This window comes from Micromonospora narathiwatensis (assembly GCF_900089605.1).
Lineage (GTDB): Bacteria > Actinomycetota > Actinomycetes > Mycobacteriales > Micromonosporaceae > Micromonospora > Micromonospora narathiwatensis.
This window is the reverse complement of sequence record NZ_LT594324.1, coordinates 3009674-3028548: the sequence shown is the minus strand read 5'-3', so window position 1 is coordinate 3028548 and position 18875 is coordinate 3009674. Positions and strand designations below refer to the sequence as shown.

The following is an 18875-nucleotide window of genomic DNA, read 5'->3' as shown; positions in this document are numbered from 1 at the left end:
CCCGGCGGCACGTCCACCTCGCGTTTCCGTGGACGAGGACGGCGCGGCGTGCTCAGTTCGCCGGGAACTCGAACGGCTCCGGAGCCGACCAACAAGGGCGGGTGGCTGTGGAGCCATCTCGTGCGGGTCGCCGAGCCGGCTGGCGCGCAACTGTTGATCGAGGAGCTTCTGTTGATACGTGCACGATCGGTGGCCGGGCTGCTGGCCGCGAGCGTGGTCGGAGCGCTGGCCGCTGCGACCGTCGGAGTCGGTGTGGCGGCTGCGCACGTGACGGTCAACCCGCGTGAGGCGATCCAGGGCGGCTACGCCAAGCTCGCCTTCCGGGTCCCGAACGAGCGGGACAATGCCGGCACGACCAGGCTGGAGGTCGCCCTGCCGGCTGACGCGCCGGTGGCCTCGGTGTCGGTCCGGCCGATGGCGGGCTGGACGGTACAGGTCGAGAAGACCAAGCTCGCCACGCCGATCGAGATGCACGGCAGCCAGGTGACCGAGGCGCCTTCCAAGATCACGTGGACCGCCGACGGTGAGGCGAACGCGATCAAGCCGGGTCAGTTCCAGGAGTTCGAGATCTCCGCCGGCCCGCTGCCCGAGGCCGACACGATGATCTTCAAGGCGTTGCAGACCTACTCCAACGGCGAGGTCGTCCGCTGGATCGAAGAGCCCAGCACCGACGGCTCCGAGGTCGACCACCCGGCCCCGGTGCTCAAGCTCGCGAAGGCTCCCGCGCAGGGGGTCGCCGCCACGCCGACCGGCGCGAACGACGTCGCCACGGTCAGTGCCGCCGACACCGGCGACGGCGAGGACGGCCGTACCGGATGGGCCCTCGGCTTCGGCGTCGCCGGACTGGTCGCCGGCCTCGCCGGACTGGCCTTCGGTCTGCTGGCGTGGCGGCGCCGACCCGGAGCCGACACCGCGGCGGGCTGATCCCTCGTCCGGGACACCCGGCCGTGCGTCGACGGCGGTCGGGTTCCCGGCGGTGCGGCAGTGAGACGATGCGCGGTCCCGGCCGCGCGATCTGGACGGGTGCCAGGCGACGGCATCCTAAGGCGACAGGGGCGGGACAACTCCCCCCAGCCCTCGTGGCAGTTCCCGCCCCTGTCGCCGACCAAAGACCGATGGTCGGCCGCCGTGGCCACCGGCAGCCGCGCCGGGACCGCGTGCGGACGGCGGCCCGTCAGCGGGACGCGCGTTTCGGCAGCAACAGCTCCTCGTGATCGAGTTCACGTTCCAGGATGCGGAGCCCTTCGTCGGGCAGCCGGCCGGCGTCGCGCCAGCGCAGCAGTTCCTCCCGTTGGGCCTCGATCGCGGCCCGCCGGATGCGCAGCGCCGCCTCGTACTGCGGCGAGGTGGGCACCTCGGCCGACTCGGCGCTCTGCAGCAGGTCGAGGCGGCCCCGGTAGCGGGCCAGCCGGGTGTTCAGCTGCTTGCGTGTGGTGCCGACGGCCTCGGCCAGGTCCGGCTCGTCGGCGGCGACCTCGTCGAGGCGGGCCAGGGCCGCCTCGACGGCCGCCGAGCGGGCCTCGTTGCGTACCCGGGCCTGGTCGTTGTCGTTGGCGCGCAGGCCCATCGCCCGGACGAGCGGCGCGAACGTCAGGCCCTGTCCGACGAGGGTCACGAGCACGACCACGAACGTGCAGAACAGCAGCAGGTTGCGGTCGGGGAAGGGCGCGCCGCTGTCGGTGGTCAGCGGCAGAGTGAAGATCGCGGCCAGGCTGATGACGCCGCGGGTTCCGGACCAGCTCAGCGCCACGACCTCGCGACGGGTCAGCCGACGGGCGTTGCGTTCGGCCCGCGCGGCCTCCCGCGTGCTGCTGGTCTCGTCGGGCTCGTCGTCGGAGGTGCCGCCCAGCCGGGTGTGCAGCGACCGGGGGAGCACCTGGGTCAGCACCAGCCACGCGGGGCGCAGCAGCAGCACCACGCCGACCGACACGGCGACCGCGGCGACGACGGTGGAGACGTCGTACTGGTGCAGACCCCGCACCACCGTGGGCAGCTGCTGGCCGATCAGCAGGAAGACGAAGCCCTCGAGGAGGAAGTCGACCAGCCGCCACACCGCGCTGGTCTGCAGCCGGCTGGCGCCGGAGGTGAGCCGGGGCGTGTGGTGGCCGACGATGAGCCCGGCGATCACCACGGCGAGCACGCCGGAGACGTGCAGCTCCTCGCCCAGCAGGTAGGCCACGAACGGCGTCGCGAGCGAGATGGCGTTGGACAGCAGCGGATCCGCGGTGAGCGGGCGGGCCAGGCGTACCGCCCAGGCGACGACGGCGCCCACCGCGACGCCGCCGGCCGCCGCCAGCACGAACTGGCCGACCGCGGACGGGAACGAGAATCCGCCGCCCACGGCGGCGGCGACGGCGACCTTGAGGATCGTCAGCGCGGTCGCGTCGTTCAGCAGCCCCTCGCCCTGGATGATCGTGACCAGCTTCGGCGGCAGGTTGACCCGTCGGCCCACGGCGAGCGCGGCCACCGGGTCGGGCGGCGCGACCGCCGCGCCGATCGCGATCCCCGCGGCCAGCGTCGCCCCGGCGACGAACCAGTGGAAGCCGATTCCCACCAGTACGGCGGTGAGCAGCACCAGCACCACGGACAGGCTGACCACGATGCGGAGGTTGCGGCGGATGCCCAGCAGCGACGAGTCCAACGCCGCGCTGTAGAGCAGCGGCGGCAGCACGATCGTCAGCACGAGACCCGGATCAAGGCTGATGTTGGGCCCCGGGAGCAGCGCGTACGCGATGCCGATGAGCGGCAGCAGCGCGGCGGCCGGCAGGCCGGTGTGCGAAGCCACCCACCGTACGACGACGATGACCGCGACGGCGGCGAGGACGAACAACAACATCGTCTGGTGGCTCACCCGGCTACTTCCTCCTGTCCGACGGACGGTCCGAGCTGACGGCGCGGTCGACCACCCCGGACCGGGCCAGGATCGGCCGGTCGGAGCGGGTCGGTGACGGCATCGGCGGCGCATCTGCGCTGGCCGCGCAACATTCAGCAGTCCGGAGCGTACCCGCTGGCGTCGACGTCGCCACGTGCCCGCACGTCGAGGATCGAGTCCGTCGATGTCCGACCGGTCGGGCGGTTCGGGGCCACAAGCTCCGACCCAGCCGAACGACAAGCTGATCTTCGGGCTTGATGTCGTCCACTATCTTGAGCCCCGGGGGTGGTAGGCGTGACTCTCGTTCGTGGCCCGGCAACCGTCGCGACACGGCTTCCCGGCGTCCGGCGGCGCCTCCGTCGCACCCCTGGTCGGCTGGCGCTCGCCACCGCCGTACTCGTCGTCCTCGGGCTCGCGACCGGCGTGGCCGGCGCGCTCGGCGTACGCCAGCGGATCGACCTCGTCAACGGCGCCGTCGCCCGCAGTGGTGACCTGACGGTTGCCGTGCAGCGGCTCTACCGTGCGCTGTCCGACGCCGACGCCACCGCGGCGAGCGCCTTCCTCACCGGCGGCGTCGAGCCGGTGGCCCTGCGCGAGCGCTACCAGTCCGACATCGACGACGCGGCGGCGGCGCTGGCCCTGGTGTCCGCCGGGCGCGCGGGCGGCGACCGGGGGGACGCGGCGGTCGCGCAGATCACCACCGAGTTGCCGGTCTACACGGGACTCGTCGAGACGGCCCGGGTGTACAACCGGCAGGGCGTGCCGATCGGTGGTGCGTACCTGCGCGAGGCGTCGGGTCTGATGCGCGAGCGGCTGCTGCCCGCGGTCCAGCGGCTCTCCGAGGCGACCGCTCGGGAGCTCGACGACGCACGCGACCGGGCTGCCGCGTTTCCGTGGTTCGCGGTGCTGCTCGGGCTGCTGACGATCGCGGCGCTCGTGGCGGTCCAGCGTTACCTGGCCCGGACCACCAACCGGGTGCTCAACATCGGGTTGGTGGCCGCCACCGCCGCCACGGTCGGCCTCGTGCTGTGGCTCGGGGTGTCGGCGGTGCTGGCCGCCGGGCGGCTCGACGCCAGCCGGGAGCAGGGCTCGGAACCGGTCGCGCGGCTCGCCGGGGTGCGGGTCGCGGCGTTGCAGGCGCGTGCCGACGAGGCGCACACGCTGATCGCCCGCGGCAACGGCGCGCGGTTCGAAGAGGACTACGTACGGGCCATGGCGGACGTGACCGGGCGGAGCGGGCTGCCGGCGGTCTCGAACGCGGACCCGGCCACCAGGAACTCGGTCGACGCGGCGACGGGCGAGGTGCGGCGGTGGCTCGCGGCCCACCAGGAGCTGCGCGCGCTCGACGACGGCGGAGAGTACGCCCGGGCGGTCGCCGCGGCCGTCGGCACCGGCCCGGAGTCGACGGCCAGCATCTTCAACCAGCTCGACGCCCACCTGGCCGACGCCATCGAACACAACGGGGAACGCTTCGACCGGGACGTCCACCGGGCCGCCGGGGCGCTCGCCGGGGCGGACACCGCCGTCGCCGTGCTGGCGACGCTGCTGATCGTCGGTGCGGCGCTCGGGATCCAGCGGCGATTGGCGGAGTACCGATGACCCGACGTGCCCTCGCGTTGCTGACCGTCCTCTGCCTGACCGGCTGCGCGGCGAGCCGGCCCCTGCCCGACGCGCGGGTCGACGTGTCGGCGCCCCGACCGGTCGGCGCGCAGGACCCGGCGAGCATTCCGACCGCGACCGCGACGACGCCCGCCTCGTGTGATCCGCGCGCCAGCCTCCGGCCGTCCGCCGCGCCGCCCGCGCCGGGGCGGATGCCGGCCGGCTCGACGATGGCCCGGATCGCCGAGCGGGGGCGGCTCGTCGTCGGCGTCGACCAGAACAACTACCGTTTCGGATACCGCGACCCGGGCACCGGTGAGCTGGTGGGTTTCGAGATCGACCTGGCGCACGAGATCGCCCGGGCGATCTTCGGGGACCCCGGCAAGGTGCTGTTCCGGGCGGTGACCACCGCCGAACGGGAGCAGGCGGTCCAGTCGGGCGCCGTCGACCTCGTCATCCGCAGCATGACGATGACCTGCGACCGGTGGCAGCGAGTGTCGTTCTCCACCGAATACTTTAGCGCCGGCCAGGCGATCCTGGTGGCCAAGGGATCGCCGATCAAGAACCTCGCGGGCCTCGCCGGCAGGAAGGTCTGCGCGGCCACCGGCAGCACGTCGATCCGGAACATCGCGACCAGGGCGCCGCAGGCGCTACCGGTGTCGGCGGCCGACGCGCTGGACTGCCTGGTGATGCTGCAGCAGAACCAGGTCGACGCGGTCTCCACCGACGACGCGATCCTGGCCGGCTTCGCGGCACAGGATCCGGGCACGACCGTCCTGCCCGACCGGTTCACCGAGGAGCCGTACGGCATGGCGATGAAGAAGGAGTCACCCGACCTGGTGCGGTTCGTCAACGCGGTGCTGGAGCGGCTGCGCGCCGACGGCGCCTGGACCCGGCTCTACGACCGGTGGCTCACCGCGCTGGGCAGCACCCCGCCGCCACCGGCAGCCCGCTACCAGGACTGACCGTGACGACACCGGCACCGATGAGCCGCAACGACGTCGACGCCGCCGTCGTCGGTCTCGTCGCGGCACACGACCGGATCTCCGCCGCCATGTTCGCGCTGGACGGCCATCCCGGCCTCGTCGTGCTGCGCGGCGACGAACTGCGGGGCAAGACGCGCCAGGTCGCCACCGAGACGCTCGGCCGGCTCGACGCCCTGTGGTCCCAGTTCGCCGCGCTGCGGTCGCTGCTCGACCGGGTGAGGACGGTACGGGGGGCGCGGGCGAGGCCCGGCGACGACGAGTTGGCCGAGCTGACCCTGCTGCTGCGCGGTCCCGTCCTGCCGCTCGCGCCCGACGGCATGGTGGTCGACGACCCGCTGGCCGGGCCGCCGCCGAACTGGGTGACCGCGATGGGCCTGGCCCAGGAGCTGGAGCGGGCCAGCGCCGAGGTCGCCGGGGCCCTCGACGGCGTCCAGTCGGCGTACGCGCGGGTCGCCAGCCGGTTCGAGCCGCTGACCAGGGCGCTGGACCGAGCCCGGACGGCCGCCGACGCGTTGGGCTACGCCACCACGGGAGCCGAGGTCGAGCGCCTCGGCGTACGCCTGGCCGAGGCGACCTTCGACGCGATGTGCGACCTGCTGGAGGCGGCGGGACCCGCACCGGCGCTGGCCGCCGAGATCGAGGCGCTCGCCGTCCGGCTGGCCGACCTGACCCGGCTGCGCGACACCTACCCGGAGCGAATGGGGCGGCTGCGCGCCGCAGTGGACGAGGTGGCCGAGGCCGAGGCCGCGACCGGCCGGGCGTACGCCGTCGCGGCCACGAAGATCGCCAACCCCGGCCTGCCGCCGGCCCCCGACACGGCGGCGGCGCTGCGGGCGCACCTGGCCCAGCTCGACCAGCTGCACCGCGAGCAGCGCTGGCCCCGGCTCGCCGACGAACTGCTTGTCGTCGACCGCTCGGTGGCGCAGTCGCGGGAGAGCGCGACGCGGCTGCGCGACGCGGCCGAAGGGCTGCTGCACCGCCGGGCCGAGCTGCGTGGCCGGCTCGACGCCTACCACGCGCGCGCGGGGCGGCTCGGCCTCGCCGAGCACACCGCACTCGCCGAGCGGCACCGGACCGCGCGGGACCTGCTCTACACCAGCCCCTGCGATCTGCCGGCGGCCACCCGCGCCGTGGTCGCCTACCAGCGATTTCTCAACGAGCTCACGGAGAGGGGGCACCGATGAGGTGTGTCCGGTCCGGTTGCCCCGGCTCGTACGGCGCCGAGGGCTACTGCGACGAGTGCGGGCGCCGGGCGCCGGCGGGCGCCGTGGTGGCGCCTCCGGGCGGCAGCGTGGCGACCGCCGCGGCCACGATGCCGTCCGTCGCGACGATCAGCGCCGGCTCGGCGCGTACCGGATCCGGGCGCAGCCGGCCCTCGGCGCGCGGCGGGCTCGGCGCCGGGCTGATCGACATTCCGCGGGTGCCGCTGCGCGACCCGGCCACGGCGGTCATGAGCGACCCGAAGGTGGCCGAGTCACGGCGATTCTGCACGGGGTGCGACGCCGAGGTGGGCCGCGGGCGCGACGGCCGGCCGGGCCGGGTGGAGGGCTACTGCCCGCACTGCGGCCACCCGTTCTCGTTCGTGCCGCGGCTGCGCGCCGGCGACCTCGTCAACGACCGGTACGAGGTGCTCGGCGCGCTCGCGTACGGCGGGCTGGGCTGGATCTACCTCGCTCGGGACCGCAACGTCAGCGACTCGGTCAGCGACCGTTGGGTCGTGCTCAAGGGGCTGATCAACACCGGCGACGCCGACGCCATGGCGGCGGCGGTGACCGAGCGGCGTTTCCTGGTCGAGATCGACCACCCCAACATCGTCAAGATCCACGACTTTGTGCAGCACCCCGACCCGAAGACGGGCGAGCGGGTCGGCTACATCGTCATGGAGTACGTGGGCGGCCAGTCGCTGCGGGACATGCTGGTGGCCCGCCGTGCCGAGGGCGTACGGGTGCTGCCGCTGCCGGAGGTGATCGCGTACGGGGTCGAGATCCTGCCCGCGTTGGGCTACCTGCACGACCGCGGCCTGATCTTCTGCGACTTCAAGCCGGACAACGTCATCCACGCCGAGGAGCAGCTCAAGCTCATCGACCTGGGCGGCGTCCGGCGGGCCGACGACGACGTCAGCGCGATCTACGGCACGCCCGGTTACCAGGCACCGGAGGTGGCCACCGCGGGCCCGTCGGTCGCCTCGGACATCTACACCGTCGGCCGGTCGCTCGCCGTGCTCAGCTTCGAGTTCCGCGGATTCGCCAGCACGTACGCCGATCGGCTGCCCGAGCAGGCGCAGGTGCCGCTGCTGGCTCAGGAGGAGTCGTACTTCCGGTTGCTGCGCCGGGCCACGCACCGGGAGCCGGCCCGGCGTTTCCAGTCCGCGGCCGAGATGAGCGAGCAACTGCTCGGCGTCCTCCGGGAGGTGGTGTCGGCCGTCGACGGCGTGCCACGGCCGACCCTGTCCCGCCGGTTCACCCCCGAACGCCGGGCGTTCGGCACCGGCGCCGGGGAGGTCGGCGACGCGGTGGTCGCCGACCTCCGCCCGGCGAGCGTCGCCGCCGCGCTGCCGCTGCCGCAGGTCGACGTCCTCGATCCCGGCGCGGGCGTGCTGGCCACCCTGAGCGTCACCGACCCCGGTGAGGTCGTCCGGCAACTGACTGCCACGCCGACGCGGAGCGTGGAGGTGACGTTCCGGCTGGTCCGGGCGCGCATCGAGCAGGGGGATCAGGCCGGCGCGCGTGCCGGGCTGGACGAGTTGGCGGCGGCCGATCCGTACGACTGGCGGATCGACTGGTACCGGGGCCTCGCCGCGCTGGCCGCGAACAACCCGGGCGAGGCGAGAATCGCGTTCGACGCGGTCTACGACGAGCTGCCGGGCGAGCCGGCCGCCCGGCTGGCGCTGGCCGCCGCGATGGAGTGCACCGGCGACCCGACCGCCGCCGAACGGCTCTACACCCGGGTCTGGCGGGTCGACCACGGCTACCTCAGCGCCGCCTTCGGGCTGGCCCGGATCCGGCTGGCCGCCGAGGACCGGGCCGGCGCGCTGGCGGTACTCGACCAGGTGCCCGACAGCTCCAGCATGCACGCCATCGCCCAGGTGGCCGCCGTACGCGCCAGCCTGCACACCACGACGCGGCAACCGGTCGAGCCCGACGACCTGCTGCACGCCTCCGTCCGGCTGGAACGGCTCAGCCTCGACGTCGAGCGTCGCGCCCGACTGGCCGTCGAGCTGCTGGAGGCGGCCCTCGGCTGGATCACCGCGGCCCAGGTGCCCCGGCAGCGCCCGTCGGCCGGTGACCGGGTACTCGGCCACGAGCTGACCGAGCGAGGGCTGCGCTTCGGCCTGGAGCAGGCGTACCGGGCGATGGCGCAGCTGGCGCGCGACAGCGACACGCGGATCGCGCTCGTCGACCGGGCCAACACGGTCCGGCCGAGGACGCTGATATGAACGGCGCGCTGATGAACGGCTGCCCCGACCACGGCCCGCCCAGCGAGCCGGAGCACCGCTTCTGCGAGGTGTGCGGGCGCAACCTGGCGACCGGTGAGCCGGCGGCGCAGTCGGTCTCCACCACCTGGCTGTCGTCGCGGACCACCGGCACCGCCTGCGCGGCCTGCGACACGGCCTACGCGGGCGACGAGGCCTACTGTGACCACTGCGGACGGCGGCGGCCGATCGGACGGGCTCACGCCGAGCTGGCCCTGGGCGGCGCCGCCGGCGTGACCGACCGTGGCCAACGTCGACGCGGCAACGAGGACGCGCTCGCGATCGGCCGGACCGGCAGCGCCGGCGCCGCCGTCGTGTGCGACGGGGTGTCCACCTCCATCCACGCGGACACCGCGGCGCACGACGCGGCCGAGGCCGGCATCGCCGCGCTCCTGGCGGCGCTGGCCCACGGCACCGACCCCGCCAAGGCGACCCTCGAAGGCGCGCGGGCGGCCGCGGCGGCGGCCCGGGCCACCGCCGGTCCGGACGCCGGGGCCTCGCCGCCGAGCTGCACGTACGTCTCCGGAGTCGTCACCGCCGAAGCCGTGACCGTGGGCTGGATCGGCGACAGCCGCGCCTACTGGCTGGGGCCGGACCCCGCCTGCCTCACCGTCGACGACTCGGTGGCCGGCCAGCTCGCCGCCGGGCGTCCGCTCCCACCGGCCCTCGACGCCGACCCCGAGTCCCGGGCGTTGATCCGCTGGCTCGGTGCCGACTCGGACGACCCGGAGGCGCAGGTCGTCTCGCTGCGACCGGCCGGCCCCGGCCGGCTGCTGCTCTGCTCCGACGGTCTGCACGACTACCTGTCCGACCCGGCGGCGCTGGCGGCGGAGTCCGCCGGCGAGCTGATCGACGTCGCGCGGCACCTCACGGCCATCGCGGTGAACGGCGGGGGCCACGACAACATCACCGTCGCCGTACTCTCCTATCCACCCCCGGGAGGCTCCGTCCCATGACCGCACAGTTCTCCGCCGAGGTCGACCAGAACGAATACCTGCCCGAGGGCGGGCGCGTCGTCGACGCCATCATCACCGTGACCGCGCAGGGCGGCGCCCTGCGCGACACGGGTGCCGCGCCCAGCGCGGCGGAGGTCATCATGGTCGACGTCTCCGGGTCGATGGGTATGCCGGCCAAGAAGATCGCCGAGGCGAAGAAGGCCACCGCCATCGCCGTCGACACCCTCCGGGACGGGGTCGCGTTCGCCGTCGTCGCCGGCACGGCGGGGGCGAACATGGTCTATCCGGCCGACGCCCGCATGGTCCCGGCCTCCCCGCAGACCAGGGCCGAGGCGAAGGCGGCGGTCGCCCGACTGCGAGCCGACGGGGGTACGGCCATGGGCCGCTGGCTGGACCTCGCGAACTATCTCTTCGCGGGGCAGCCGGCCGAGGTGAAGCACGCGATCCTGCTCACCGACGGGCAGAACCAGCACGAGAGCCCGCAGGACCTCCAGCGCGTGCTGGACGTCTGCGAGGGCAGGTTCGTCTGCGACAGCCGCGGCGTCGGCGACGACTGGGTGGCGCGCGAGTTGCGGCTGATCGCCTCCACCCTGCTGGGCACCGCCGACGGCCTGGAGGACCCGGCCGAGCTGCCGGCCGCCTTCCAGGCCATGACGGAGGCCGCGATGGGCAAGTCGGTCGCCGACGTGTCGCTGCGGGTGTGGACCCCGGCCGGGGCCACCATCCGGTTCGTCAAGCAGGTGTACCCGCAGGTGGAGGACCTCACCGGCCGGCGGGTTGAGGTGAGCGGCCGGATCGGCGACTACCCGACCGGGGCGTGGGGCGCGGAGAGCCGCGACTACCACATCTCGGTCGAGGTCGAGCCGGACGCGGTCGGCGAGGAGGTGCTCGCCGCGCGGTTCAGCCTCGTCAGCGGCGGCCAGGTGCTCACCGAAAAGCTGGTGCTGGCCCGGTGGACCGACGACACCGCCCTCTCCACGAAGATCAACCCGCAGGTGGCGCACTACACCGGGCAGGCCGAACTCGCCGCGGTGATCCAGGAGGGACTCAAGGCGCGCGACGCCGGCGACGTGGAGACCGCCACGGCGAAGCTCGGCCGGGCCGTGCAACTCGCGGCGGCGTCCGGCCACGAAGGCACGGCCAAGCTGCTCGCCCGCGTGGTCGACGTGGTCGACGCGCCCACCGGCACCGTACGGCTCAAGAAGCAGGTCGCCGGCGTCGACGCGGAACTCACCAACGTGCGGTCCGTCAAGACGGTCCGGGTGAAGAAGAAGCAGGAGGGCTGATGGCGAGCTGCCCCAGGGGACACGAGTCCGGCACCCTGGACTACTGCGACGTCTGCGGCACGCTGATGGGTGGCGCGGCCGCACCACCGGCGGCGGCTCCCGCCGTACCCCCGCCGGCCTCGGCGGAGCCGGCCACCGCGACACCTCCGGCCGCCCCGCCCGACGTCAGGACCTGCCCGGTGTGCGGTACGCCCCAACCGGGGCGCTTCTGCGAGGAGGACGGGTACGACTTCCTGCTCGCACCCCCGGTGAACCCGCCGAGCGCCCCGCCCGCGGACGCCCCGGCGTCGCCACCGGCCGGGCCGGCGGCTCAGCGGTGGACGGTCGCCGTGCACCCGGACCCGGCCTACTTCGAGGTCGTCAAGGCGATGGGCGGCGAGGACGCCGCCGCGATGGCGTTCCCGCGGTTCGCGGCCGAGCGGCGCTTCGTGCTGACCGGCGAGCAGATGGTGATCGGGCGGCGCAGCCAGTCGCGGGGCATCAATCCGGACATCGATCTGGTCGGCCCGCCGGAAGACCCTGGCGTGTCCCATCTGCACGCGCTCCTGGTCGCCCGGCAGGACGGCTGGGCGGTGGTCGACCTGGATTCGGCCAACGGCACCTTCCTCAACGACCCCTCCTCGAACCCGATCGACCCGAACGTCCAGGTACCGATCAAGGGCGGCGACAAGATCTACCTGGGGGCCTGGACCGTCCTGACCGTCCATGCGTCCTGAGCGCGACACGATCAGGGCAGCGAGGCATGGGAAGACGCCCCGGCCGGCGGCGGTTCGTGCCCGGTTCGCCGCCGATGCCGGGGCCGGCGGCCCACCTCCGGGGTAGGTGCGGGCAGGTGTCCGAGCCGTGGCCGGGCGGGTCGGGGGTGTAGCGGGGGCGCTGCTGGCTACAGGGGCTTCATGGGAGAGCCCGACGGGGTGCGACGAGACGGCGCCGAGGGCCGGCCGGACCACGGGACCGGGAGTGCCGGTGGCGGAGCCGGCGGGCTGTCCGCACCTGTCCGGGACGCGGGCGGGCGTCTCGGTCGGGCCGTACGCCGGTTGGTGACGTCGCTGGCCGATCCCGAGCGGAGCGCGCCCCGGGCCGCGGTTCGCGCCGCGGTCGTGCTGCCGGGTCTGTTCGCGGTCGGACGGTACGTGGTGGGAAACGAGTCCTTCGCCACGTTCGCCATCTTCGGCGGGTTCGCCCTGCTGATCATGAGTGACTTCGGTGGCACCGGTCGGGAACGCGCCCGCTCCTACCTGCTCGCCACGGCGGCGGGAGCGGTCCTGGTGGCGCTGGGCACGGTGGTGTCCCGGTCGTCGGTCGCCGTCCCGGCCGTGATGTTCGTGGTGGCGTTCGTCGCCACCTTCCTCGCCGCGGTGGTGGGCGGCCACGTCAGCACGGCGCGGCTGGGCCTGCTGCTCTCGTTCGTCCTGGCCGTCACGCTGCCCTACGGCGCGGGGCAGATCCCGATGCGGGTGGCGGGTTGGCTCTTCGCCGGCCTCGCCGCGACCGGTGCCGCCCTGCTGCTGCCCCGCGCCGGGCCGGTGGCGCTGGCCCGCGCCGTCGGTGCGGCCTGCCGTGCGGTGGCGGACCTGATCGACGCGCTGGCGCGTCGTCCGGACGATCCCGGCCTCAGCCGCTTCAGGGCGGCGGCGCAGGCGGTGGACGCGGCTCGCGGCCGGTACGCCGGCACGGCGAGCCGGTCGCTCGGCTCGCGGCGCCGGCTGCGCGCGTACGCCGAGCTCATCGGCGACCTCCAGTTGATCGTGGGGGTCGCCGGTCATCCGTTGTACCGGCCGGAACACCTGTCCCGGCGGGGCACCGGGACCGAGGGGGCGTTGGTGGCGGCGGTGTCGGACGTCCTGCGTGCCAGTGCCGCCTCGATCGAGGGCGCCTCGGGCGTGCCGGACGTACGCGTGGTCGAGGAACGGCGGCAGGCGCACCGGCGCGCGGTGGGGCGGTGGGTGCGGCGGTTGCTGGGCCGTTCGGCGCCGGGGGAGCAGATCCTCGACGCGCTGGAAGTCGACCATACGCTGCGTGTGCTGGCGCACCTGGCGACGGCGGTGGCCGCCAACGCCTCGGCGGCGGCCGGCCGGGACACCGGTGCGCGGGGCGGCGGAGCGGGGCAGGAGGTCCTGGCCGACTACCCGGCTCGCCACCGTCGCCTGCGGTGGCTGGCGTCCTCCGCGGCACCGGGCTCCACCGCGCTGCGCGACGGCCTGCGGACCGGGTTCGGCCTGGCGGTGTCGGTGTGGCTCGCCGGGCGGCTGGGCCTGCCGCACGCGTTCTGGGTGGTGCTGGGTACGTTGCAGGTGCTGCGGACCAACGCCCTGGGTACCGCCCGCTCGGTTGTACGGGCCGTCGCCGGCAACGTGGTGGGCGTCGTCGTCGGCTCGGCAGTGATCATCGGGACCGCCGGCCGTCCGGCGTGGCTGTGGGCGGCGCTCCCGGTCGCGGTTCTCCTGTCCGCGTACACCTCCGGCTCCCAGCGGTTCCTGCTCAGCCAGGCCGCGTTCACGCTCGACCTGATGATCATCTTCAATCTGCTCGCCCCGGTCGGCTGGCGCCTGGGTCTGGTTCGGCTGGAGGACATCGGGGTCGGCGTGGCCGTCAGCGTCGCGCTCAGCCTGCTGATGTGGCCGCACGGAACGCGCCGCCAGTTCATCCGGAGCGCCGCCGCGTACCACCGGGCCGCGATCGGGCGGCTCCGGTACGCCTTCGACCGGCTGCTGGCCGTCGGCGCCGCCGAACAGCGGCCCGCTCCGGCCCCGCCGGCGGGCGCGCGTACCCGGGCCGAGTTGGCACTCGGCGCCTACCTGGCCGAGCGGCCGACCGGGCCGCTCGACTCCTCGAACGCCGTGGTCCTGATGACGGGGGCCAACTACCTGGCCCTGGCGGCCAACCTGTTGGAGGGCGCGGCCACCGATCACGGCTATCGGGCGGACCGGTGCCGGGACGCGGTCGAGCCCGTCCGATCGGCGCAGCAGGCTCTGCTCGACGGGCTGGAGCGGCTGGCCGACCGGCTGGCCGGCACGGGAGGCGCACCGGACTGGCCCATCCTGCCGGATCTGAATGTGCCGGTGCGTACCTGCCTGGAACGTTGGCGTGGCGACGAGGCGGTCGCCGGGTCGGCGACCGCCCTGGTGGTCGCGGCCGAGTGGATCCGCGGCATCGACCAGGTGGGCGACGATCTGGTCGGGCCGGTCGGCCGTGCGGTCGCGGTGGCGAGCCGGCCGTGGTGGCGCTGACCAGCGACATCGACCGCCGCCCGGCCGCCGCTCGCCGCTTCACGGGCGGTCGGGCGGGTACGAGCAAATTCGTCTCCCTCGGGGATTGACACGCAGGCCCTATCTTCCGAGACTTTCTTCGGCCATCGAATTTGGCTTCGGAAGGAAGTGTGCTGTGACGGCTGCGACGTCGGGTCCCCGCCTGCGAGACGTCAACCGGGTCGCCGTGCTCGCCCTGATCGGGCGACACGGCCCGATCTCGCGCGCGGACGTCGCCCGGCGACTGGGCCTCAGCCCGCCGACCGTCACCGCGGTCACCCGCTCCCTGATCGAGGCGGGCGTCATCCAGAAGGTCGACGACGGCATGCCCCGCGGCGGCCGACCGAGCGAACTCCTCGCGGTGGTGGGCCCGGCCGCGCACGCGATCGGCGTGAAGGTCGCCGCCGGTCGGCTCACCGGGGTACGCGCCGACCTCGACGGCACCGTTCTGGACACCTTCGCCGCGCCGTTCGACGAGAGCGCCGTCAACCCCTTCGACGCGCTGTCCGAACTGCTCGCGCCGCACGTCGCCGCGCCCGGCCATCCACCGCTGCTCGGGGTGGGGCTCGGTGTTCCCGGTTTCGTCGACAGCCGCACCGGCCTGGTCGAGGCGCCCCTGCTCGGCTGGCGGCACATGCCCCTGCGCGACTACCTCACGCGGCTGCTCGACGCGCCGGTGCTGGTCGACAACGACGTCAACACCCTGGCCGCCTACGAGCACCTCTACGGACTGGGCCGACCGTACGACGACTTCCTGACCATCACCCTCGGGCAGGGCGTCGGCGGGGCCGTCGTCCTGGGTGGCGACCTGCGCCGGGGCGGGCACGGTGCCGCGGGCGAACTCGGGCACCTGCCGATCGACCCCGACGGGCCGACCTGCCACTGCGGCAAGCGCGGCTGCCTGGAGACGTACGTGTGCGACGCGGCCCTGCTCGCGCAGGCGCGGGACGCGGGCGCAGTCGGCCCGGACGCGGGGTCGGCCGACCTGAGGGCGGCGGCGGATCGTGGCGACCCGGGCGCCCTGGCCGTCTACCGCGCCGCCGGCGAGCGCCTCGGCGCCGTCGCGGCCGGGTTGGCCACCGTGCTCGACCCCCAGGCGGTGCTGGTCAGCGGTGAGGGAACGCTGGCGTGGGACCACCTGGCCGACGGATTCCTCACCGCCCTGCGCGCGGGCATGTTCCCGCCGATGGCCGACGGGGTGAGCGTCCACGTCGACCCGTGGGACGACGCGAAGTGGGCGCTGGGCGCGGCTGCGCTGGTGCTCCGGGCGCCGTTCACGCTCAACGCCGAGGCGCAGACCGACGCGATCCGGGCCCGGCTGGCCGCGTTCCCCGGTGCCGAGGTGACCCAGTGACCGCGCCGACCACCGCCGCGACCACCCGGCCGGCATCCGGCGGTCCCCGGGCGCGTTACCGCCGTCGGACCACCGGGCGCCGGGCGCGCACCGTGGCCGCGGCGGCCGGTTTCCTCGCCCCCAGCCTGGTGCTGCTGCTCGGGTTCTGGATCGGCCCGATGGTCGGCACCGCCTGGGTGAGCCTCCAGGACTGGAACCTGATCGGCGTACCGGCCTTCGTCGGGCTGGACAACTACACCGAACTGCTGGGTGACGCCGAGTTCCACGCCGCGCTCGGCCACACCCTGGCCTACCTGGCCGGCTACCTGCCCCTGGTGCTGGTCTGCGGGCTCGCCGTGGCGCTGCTGCTCGACGCGAAGCTGCCCGCGATGACCCTCTACCGGGCCATCTTCTTCCTACCGGTGATCAGCAGTTGGGTGGCGGTGTCGCTGCTGTGGAAATGGCTGCTCAACCCGGCCGACGGGCTGGTCAACCGGATCCTCGGCGCGGTCGGCGTGGCCGGACCCGGCTGGTGGACCGACCCGGACTGGGCGATGCCGTCCGTGGTGCTCGCCTCCGTCTGGAAGGACGTCGGCTTCGTCGCGGTGATCCTGCTGGCCGGCCTGCAGGCCATCCCGCGCGACCTGCTGGAGGCCGCCGCCCTCGACGGCGCGGGCTGGTGGCGCCGGCTGCGCAGCATCACCCTGCCGATGCTCTCCCCGTCGCTGTTCTTCGTGACCGTCATCAGCCTCATCAACGGCTTCCAGGTCTTCGACCAGGTGTGGGTGATGACCGAGGGCGGTCCGGGCGGCGCGTCCAGCGTCGTGGTCGAGCAGATCGTCAGCTACGCCTTCTCGTACGGGCGGGTCGGCTACGCCTCCGCCATGAGCATGGTGCTCTTCGCGGTGATCCTCCTGGTCACCCTGGTCCAGCTCCGACTACAGCGCAGGTGGGTGCACTATGAGTAAGAAGATCCTGCGTTACCTCGCGCTCACGCTCGGCGCGGTGGCGATGCTCGGGCCGTTCGTCTGGATGCTGATCACCTCGCTCACCGGTGACCCGCAGCTCGCCCGGGTCGACGCGCCCCTGCTGCCCGACCCGTCCACCGTCGAGGCGTACCAGCGGCTGGGCGAGGCCTTCCCGTTCTGGCGCTTCGCCGCCAACAGCGTCGGCGTCGCCGTCGTGTCCACCCTGCTGCAGCTGTTCACCAGCGCCACCGCCGCGTACGCCTTCAGCCGGCTGCGCTTCCCGGGCAGCAACGCGGTGTTCGTGCTGTACCTGGCCACGATGATGATCCCGATGCAGGTGATCATCGTGCCGCTGTTCATCGAGATGCGGCACCTCGGGCTGGTGGACAGCTACGCCGGTCTGCTGCTGCCGACGATGGTCTCCAGCTTCGGGGTGTTCATGCTCCGCCAGGCGTTCCTGGCCCTGCCGAAGGAACTGGACGAGGCGGCGTACGTCGACGGGGCCGGCCACCTGCGGGTCTTCGCCCAGGTGCTGCTGCCGCTGGTGGCCCCGGCGCTGGCCACCTTCGCCGTGTTCGCCTTCATGTCCAGCTGGAACGCCTTCCTCTGGCCGCTGGTCATCGCGCAGACCGAGGCGCACATGACCCTGCCGGTCGGGCTGTCGCTGCTCCAGGGCCGGTACAGCACGGCCTGGAACGTGGTGATGGCCGGCTCCACCCTGTCCGTCCTGCCGATCCTCGCCCTGTACGTCCTCGCCCAGCGCTACGTCGTACGCGGCATCACCTTCACCGGAATCAAGTCCTAACCCTCACCACCACCTCACCCCCGAAAGGGAGATCCGATGACCACCAGAAGACGGTTCCTGGCCGCCGCTGCCGGAGCCCTCGCCGCGACCACCCTCCTCGCCGGCTGCGGAAAGGACACCTCCGGCGGCGCCGACGACGGTGCCACCGGCACGATCACCTACTTCACCTTCTCGGCCGCCCCCGACCACCTCAAGGACCTCGACGCGATCAAGGCCGAGTTCGAGAAGCAGAACCCAGGCATCAAGGTCCAGGTCCAGACCGCCGCGTACGACGACTACTTCACCAAGCTGCAGACCGCGATCGCCGGTGGCACCGCGCCCGACACGTTCGAGCTGAACTACGAGAACTTCGTGACGTACGCCCGCGCCGGCGCGCTGCTGTCGCTGGACGAGCGGGCCAAGGCCGACAAGGACTACGACGCGAACCGGCTCTACCCGAAGGCGCTGGAGTCCTTCCAGTTCAAGGGCAAGCTCTACGCGGTGCCGTCGACGTTCTCCGACGTGGTGCTGTTCTACAACAAGAAGCTCTTCGACGCGGCCGGCGTCGCCTACCCGACGGCGGACTGGACCTGGGCCGACGAGCGCGCCGCTGCGCAGAAGCTGACCGACCGGAGCAAGGGCGTCTACGGCGACTACCAGCCGGTCACCTTCCACGAGTTCTACAAGGCGCTGGCGCAGAACGGCGGATCCTTCCTGTCCGAGGACGGCAAGAAGGCGACGTTCAACGACGCCAAGGGCCTGGAGGCGGCGCAGTGGCTGCTCGGCAAGCCGGGCACGGTGCAGCCGACGGTCGCCGAGATCGGCGGCAAGGCCGACTACGACACCGCGCTGTTCAAGTCGGGCAAGCTCGCCATGTGGCACAACGGGATCTGGCAGATCTCGGGGCTCGCCGACACCGCCGGGTTGGACTTCGACATCGTCACCGAGCCGGGCAACGCCCGGAAGGCCAACGCGGTGTTCATGAACGCCACCGCGGTCTCCGCCAGGACGAAGAAGGCCACCGCGGCCTGGAAGTGGGCCCGGTTCCTCGGTTCCTCCCAGAAGGCGGTGGAGACCCGGCTCGCCGCCAACTGGGAGCTGCCCGCCGTCAACGACCAGGCCGCGTTCGACAGCTACCTCACGAAGACCCCGCCGGCCAACCGCAAGGCGGTCTTCGAGGCACTCGAGAACATCGCGCTGCCGCCGGTCCTCGACGCCCAGCAGGCGAAGATGCAGGACACGGTCACCCAGGCGCTGGAGAAGGCCGCCTCCGGGCAGGCGACCCCGCAGCAGGCGCTGGACGAGGCGGCAGCCGCCGTCACCGCCCTCATCAAGTAGTTCAGAAGGACGGGGGTGCGGCCGTCTCGCGCT

Annotated in this window: 14 protein-coding genes; 13 read left to right on the top strand and 1 reads right to left on the bottom strand. The window is 73.5% G+C overall.

The window, feature by feature from the left end; genetic code table 11:
- The first annotated feature begins 171 nt into the window (after window positions 1-171).
- Complete coding sequence (locus GA0070621_RS13065) at window positions 172-924, top strand: YcnI family protein (RefSeq protein WP_091202353.1); 753 nt, start codon at window positions 172-174, stop codon at window positions 922-924.
- A 250-nt stretch (window positions 925-1174) separates the two neighbouring features.
- Here the strand turns inward: GA0070621_RS13065 and GA0070621_RS13060 are convergent, their stop codons facing one another.
- Entirely contained in the window at window positions 1175-2836 is a 1662-nt protein-coding gene (locus GA0070621_RS13060) for a Na+/H+ antiporter (protein WP_091202352.1), read from the bottom strand.
- Window positions 2837-3166: 330 nt separating this feature from the next.
- Between GA0070621_RS13060 and GA0070621_RS13055 the strand changes: the two genes are divergently transcribed.
- The 12 genes from GA0070621_RS13055 (at window position 3167) to GA0070621_RS13000 (ending at window position 18842) form a co-directional block, all read left to right on the top strand.
- Entirely contained in the window at window positions 3167-4471 is a 1305-nt protein-coding gene (locus tag GA0070621_RS13055) for a hypothetical protein (RefSeq protein WP_091195134.1), read from the top strand.
- Window positions 4468-5436, top strand: coding sequence for a glutamate ABC transporter substrate-binding protein (locus GA0070621_RS13050; RefSeq protein WP_091195131.1), 969 nt, complete (start codon window positions 4468-4470; stop codon window positions 5434-5436). The genes GA0070621_RS13055 and GA0070621_RS13050 overlap by 4 nt, the downstream gene beginning before the upstream one ends.
- 20 nt (window positions 5437-5456) lie before the next feature.
- On the top strand, window positions 5457-6641 hold the full coding sequence (locus GA0070621_RS13045) for a hypothetical protein (RefSeq protein WP_091195128.1): 1185 nt from the start codon (window positions 5457-5459) through the stop codon (window positions 6639-6641).
- On the top strand, window positions 6638-8893 hold the full coding sequence (locus tag GA0070621_RS13040; RefSeq protein ID WP_091195126.1) for a serine/threonine-protein kinase: 2256 nt from the start codon (window positions 6638-6640) through the stop codon (window positions 8891-8893). Before GA0070621_RS13045 ends, GA0070621_RS13040 begins: the two co-directional genes overlap by 4 nt.
- Entirely contained in the window at window positions 8890-9885 is a 996-nt protein-coding gene (locus tag GA0070621_RS13035) for a PP2C family protein-serine/threonine phosphatase (protein WP_091195124.1), read from the top strand. The genes GA0070621_RS13040 and GA0070621_RS13035 overlap by 4 nt, the downstream gene beginning before the upstream one ends.
- Complete coding sequence (locus tag GA0070621_RS13030; RefSeq protein ID WP_091195121.1) at window positions 9882-11171, top strand: VWA domain-containing protein; 1290 nt, start codon at window positions 9882-9884, stop codon at window positions 11169-11171. The genes GA0070621_RS13035 and GA0070621_RS13030 overlap by 4 nt, the downstream gene beginning before the upstream one ends.
- A complete protein-coding gene (locus tag GA0070621_RS13025; RefSeq protein ID WP_091195118.1) occupies window positions 11171-11887 on the top strand; it encodes an FHA domain-containing protein in 717 nt (238 codons plus the stop codon). Before GA0070621_RS13030 ends, GA0070621_RS13025 begins: the two co-directional genes overlap by 1 nt.
- Window positions 11888-12067: 180 nt before the next feature.
- Window positions 12068-14401, top strand: coding sequence for an FUSC family protein (locus GA0070621_RS13020; RefSeq protein ID WP_091195116.1), 2334 nt, complete (start codon window positions 12068-12070; stop codon window positions 14399-14401).
- 154 nt (window positions 14402-14555) lie between these two features.
- Window positions 14556-15773: an ROK family transcriptional regulator gene (locus GA0070621_RS13015; protein WP_167666860.1), complete on the top strand. Its 1218-nt coding sequence runs from the start codon at window positions 14556-14558 to the stop codon at window positions 15771-15773.
- Window positions 15770-16720, top strand: a complete 951-nt coding sequence (locus GA0070621_RS13010; RefSeq protein ID WP_231921012.1) for a carbohydrate ABC transporter permease — start codon at window positions 15770-15772, stop codon at window positions 16718-16720. The genes GA0070621_RS13015 and GA0070621_RS13010 overlap by 4 nt, the downstream gene beginning before the upstream one ends.
- Window positions 16713-17525: a carbohydrate ABC transporter permease gene (locus GA0070621_RS13005; RefSeq protein ID WP_091195110.1), complete on the top strand. Its 813-nt coding sequence runs from the start codon at window positions 16713-16715 to the stop codon at window positions 17523-17525. The genes GA0070621_RS13010 and GA0070621_RS13005 overlap by 8 nt, the downstream gene beginning before the upstream one ends.
- A 36-nt stretch (window positions 17526-17561) precedes the next feature.
- Complete coding sequence (locus tag GA0070621_RS13000; protein WP_091195108.1) at window positions 17562-18842, top strand: ABC transporter substrate-binding protein; 1281 nt, start codon at window positions 17562-17564, stop codon at window positions 18840-18842.
- Window positions 18843-18875: the final 33 nt, after the last annotated feature.

Excerpts from the sequence above, each read along its gene's own strand:
- GA0070621_RS13020 (WP_091195116.1), top strand. The coding sequence starts at position 12,068 with ATGGGAGAGCCCGACGGGGTGCGACGAGACGGCGCCGAGGGCCGGCCG.
- GA0070621_RS13060 (WP_091202352.1), bottom strand. The coding sequence starts at position 2,836 with ATGTTGTTGTTCGTCCTCGCCGCCGTCGCGGTCATCGTCGTCGTACGG.
- GA0070621_RS13030 (WP_091195121.1), top strand. The coding sequence starts at position 9,882 with ATGACCGCACAGTTCTCCGCCGAGGTCGACCAGAACGAATACCTGCCC.
- GA0070621_RS13000 (WP_091195108.1), top strand. The coding sequence starts at position 17,562 with ATGACCACCAGAAGACGGTTCCTGGCCGCCGCTGCCGGAGCCCTCGCC.
- GA0070621_RS13005 (WP_091195110.1), top strand. The coding sequence starts at position 16,713 with ATGAGTAAGAAGATCCTGCGTTACCTCGCGCTCACGCTCGGCGCGGTG.
- GA0070621_RS13035 (WP_091195124.1), top strand. The coding sequence starts at position 8,890 with ATGAACGGCGCGCTGATGAACGGCTGCCCCGACCACGGCCCGCCCAGC.
- GA0070621_RS13025 (WP_091195118.1), top strand. The coding sequence starts at position 11,171 with ATGGCGAGCTGCCCCAGGGGACACGAGTCCGGCACCCTGGACTACTGC.
- GA0070621_RS13040 (WP_091195126.1), top strand. The coding sequence starts at position 6,638 with ATGAGGTGTGTCCGGTCCGGTTGCCCCGGCTCGTACGGCGCCGAGGGC.
- GA0070621_RS13045 (WP_091195128.1), top strand. The coding sequence starts at position 5,457 with ATGAGCCGCAACGACGTCGACGCCGCCGTCGTCGGTCTCGTCGCGGCA.
- GA0070621_RS13050 (WP_091195131.1), top strand. The coding sequence starts at position 4,468 with ATGACCCGACGTGCCCTCGCGTTGCTGACCGTCCTCTGCCTGACCGGC.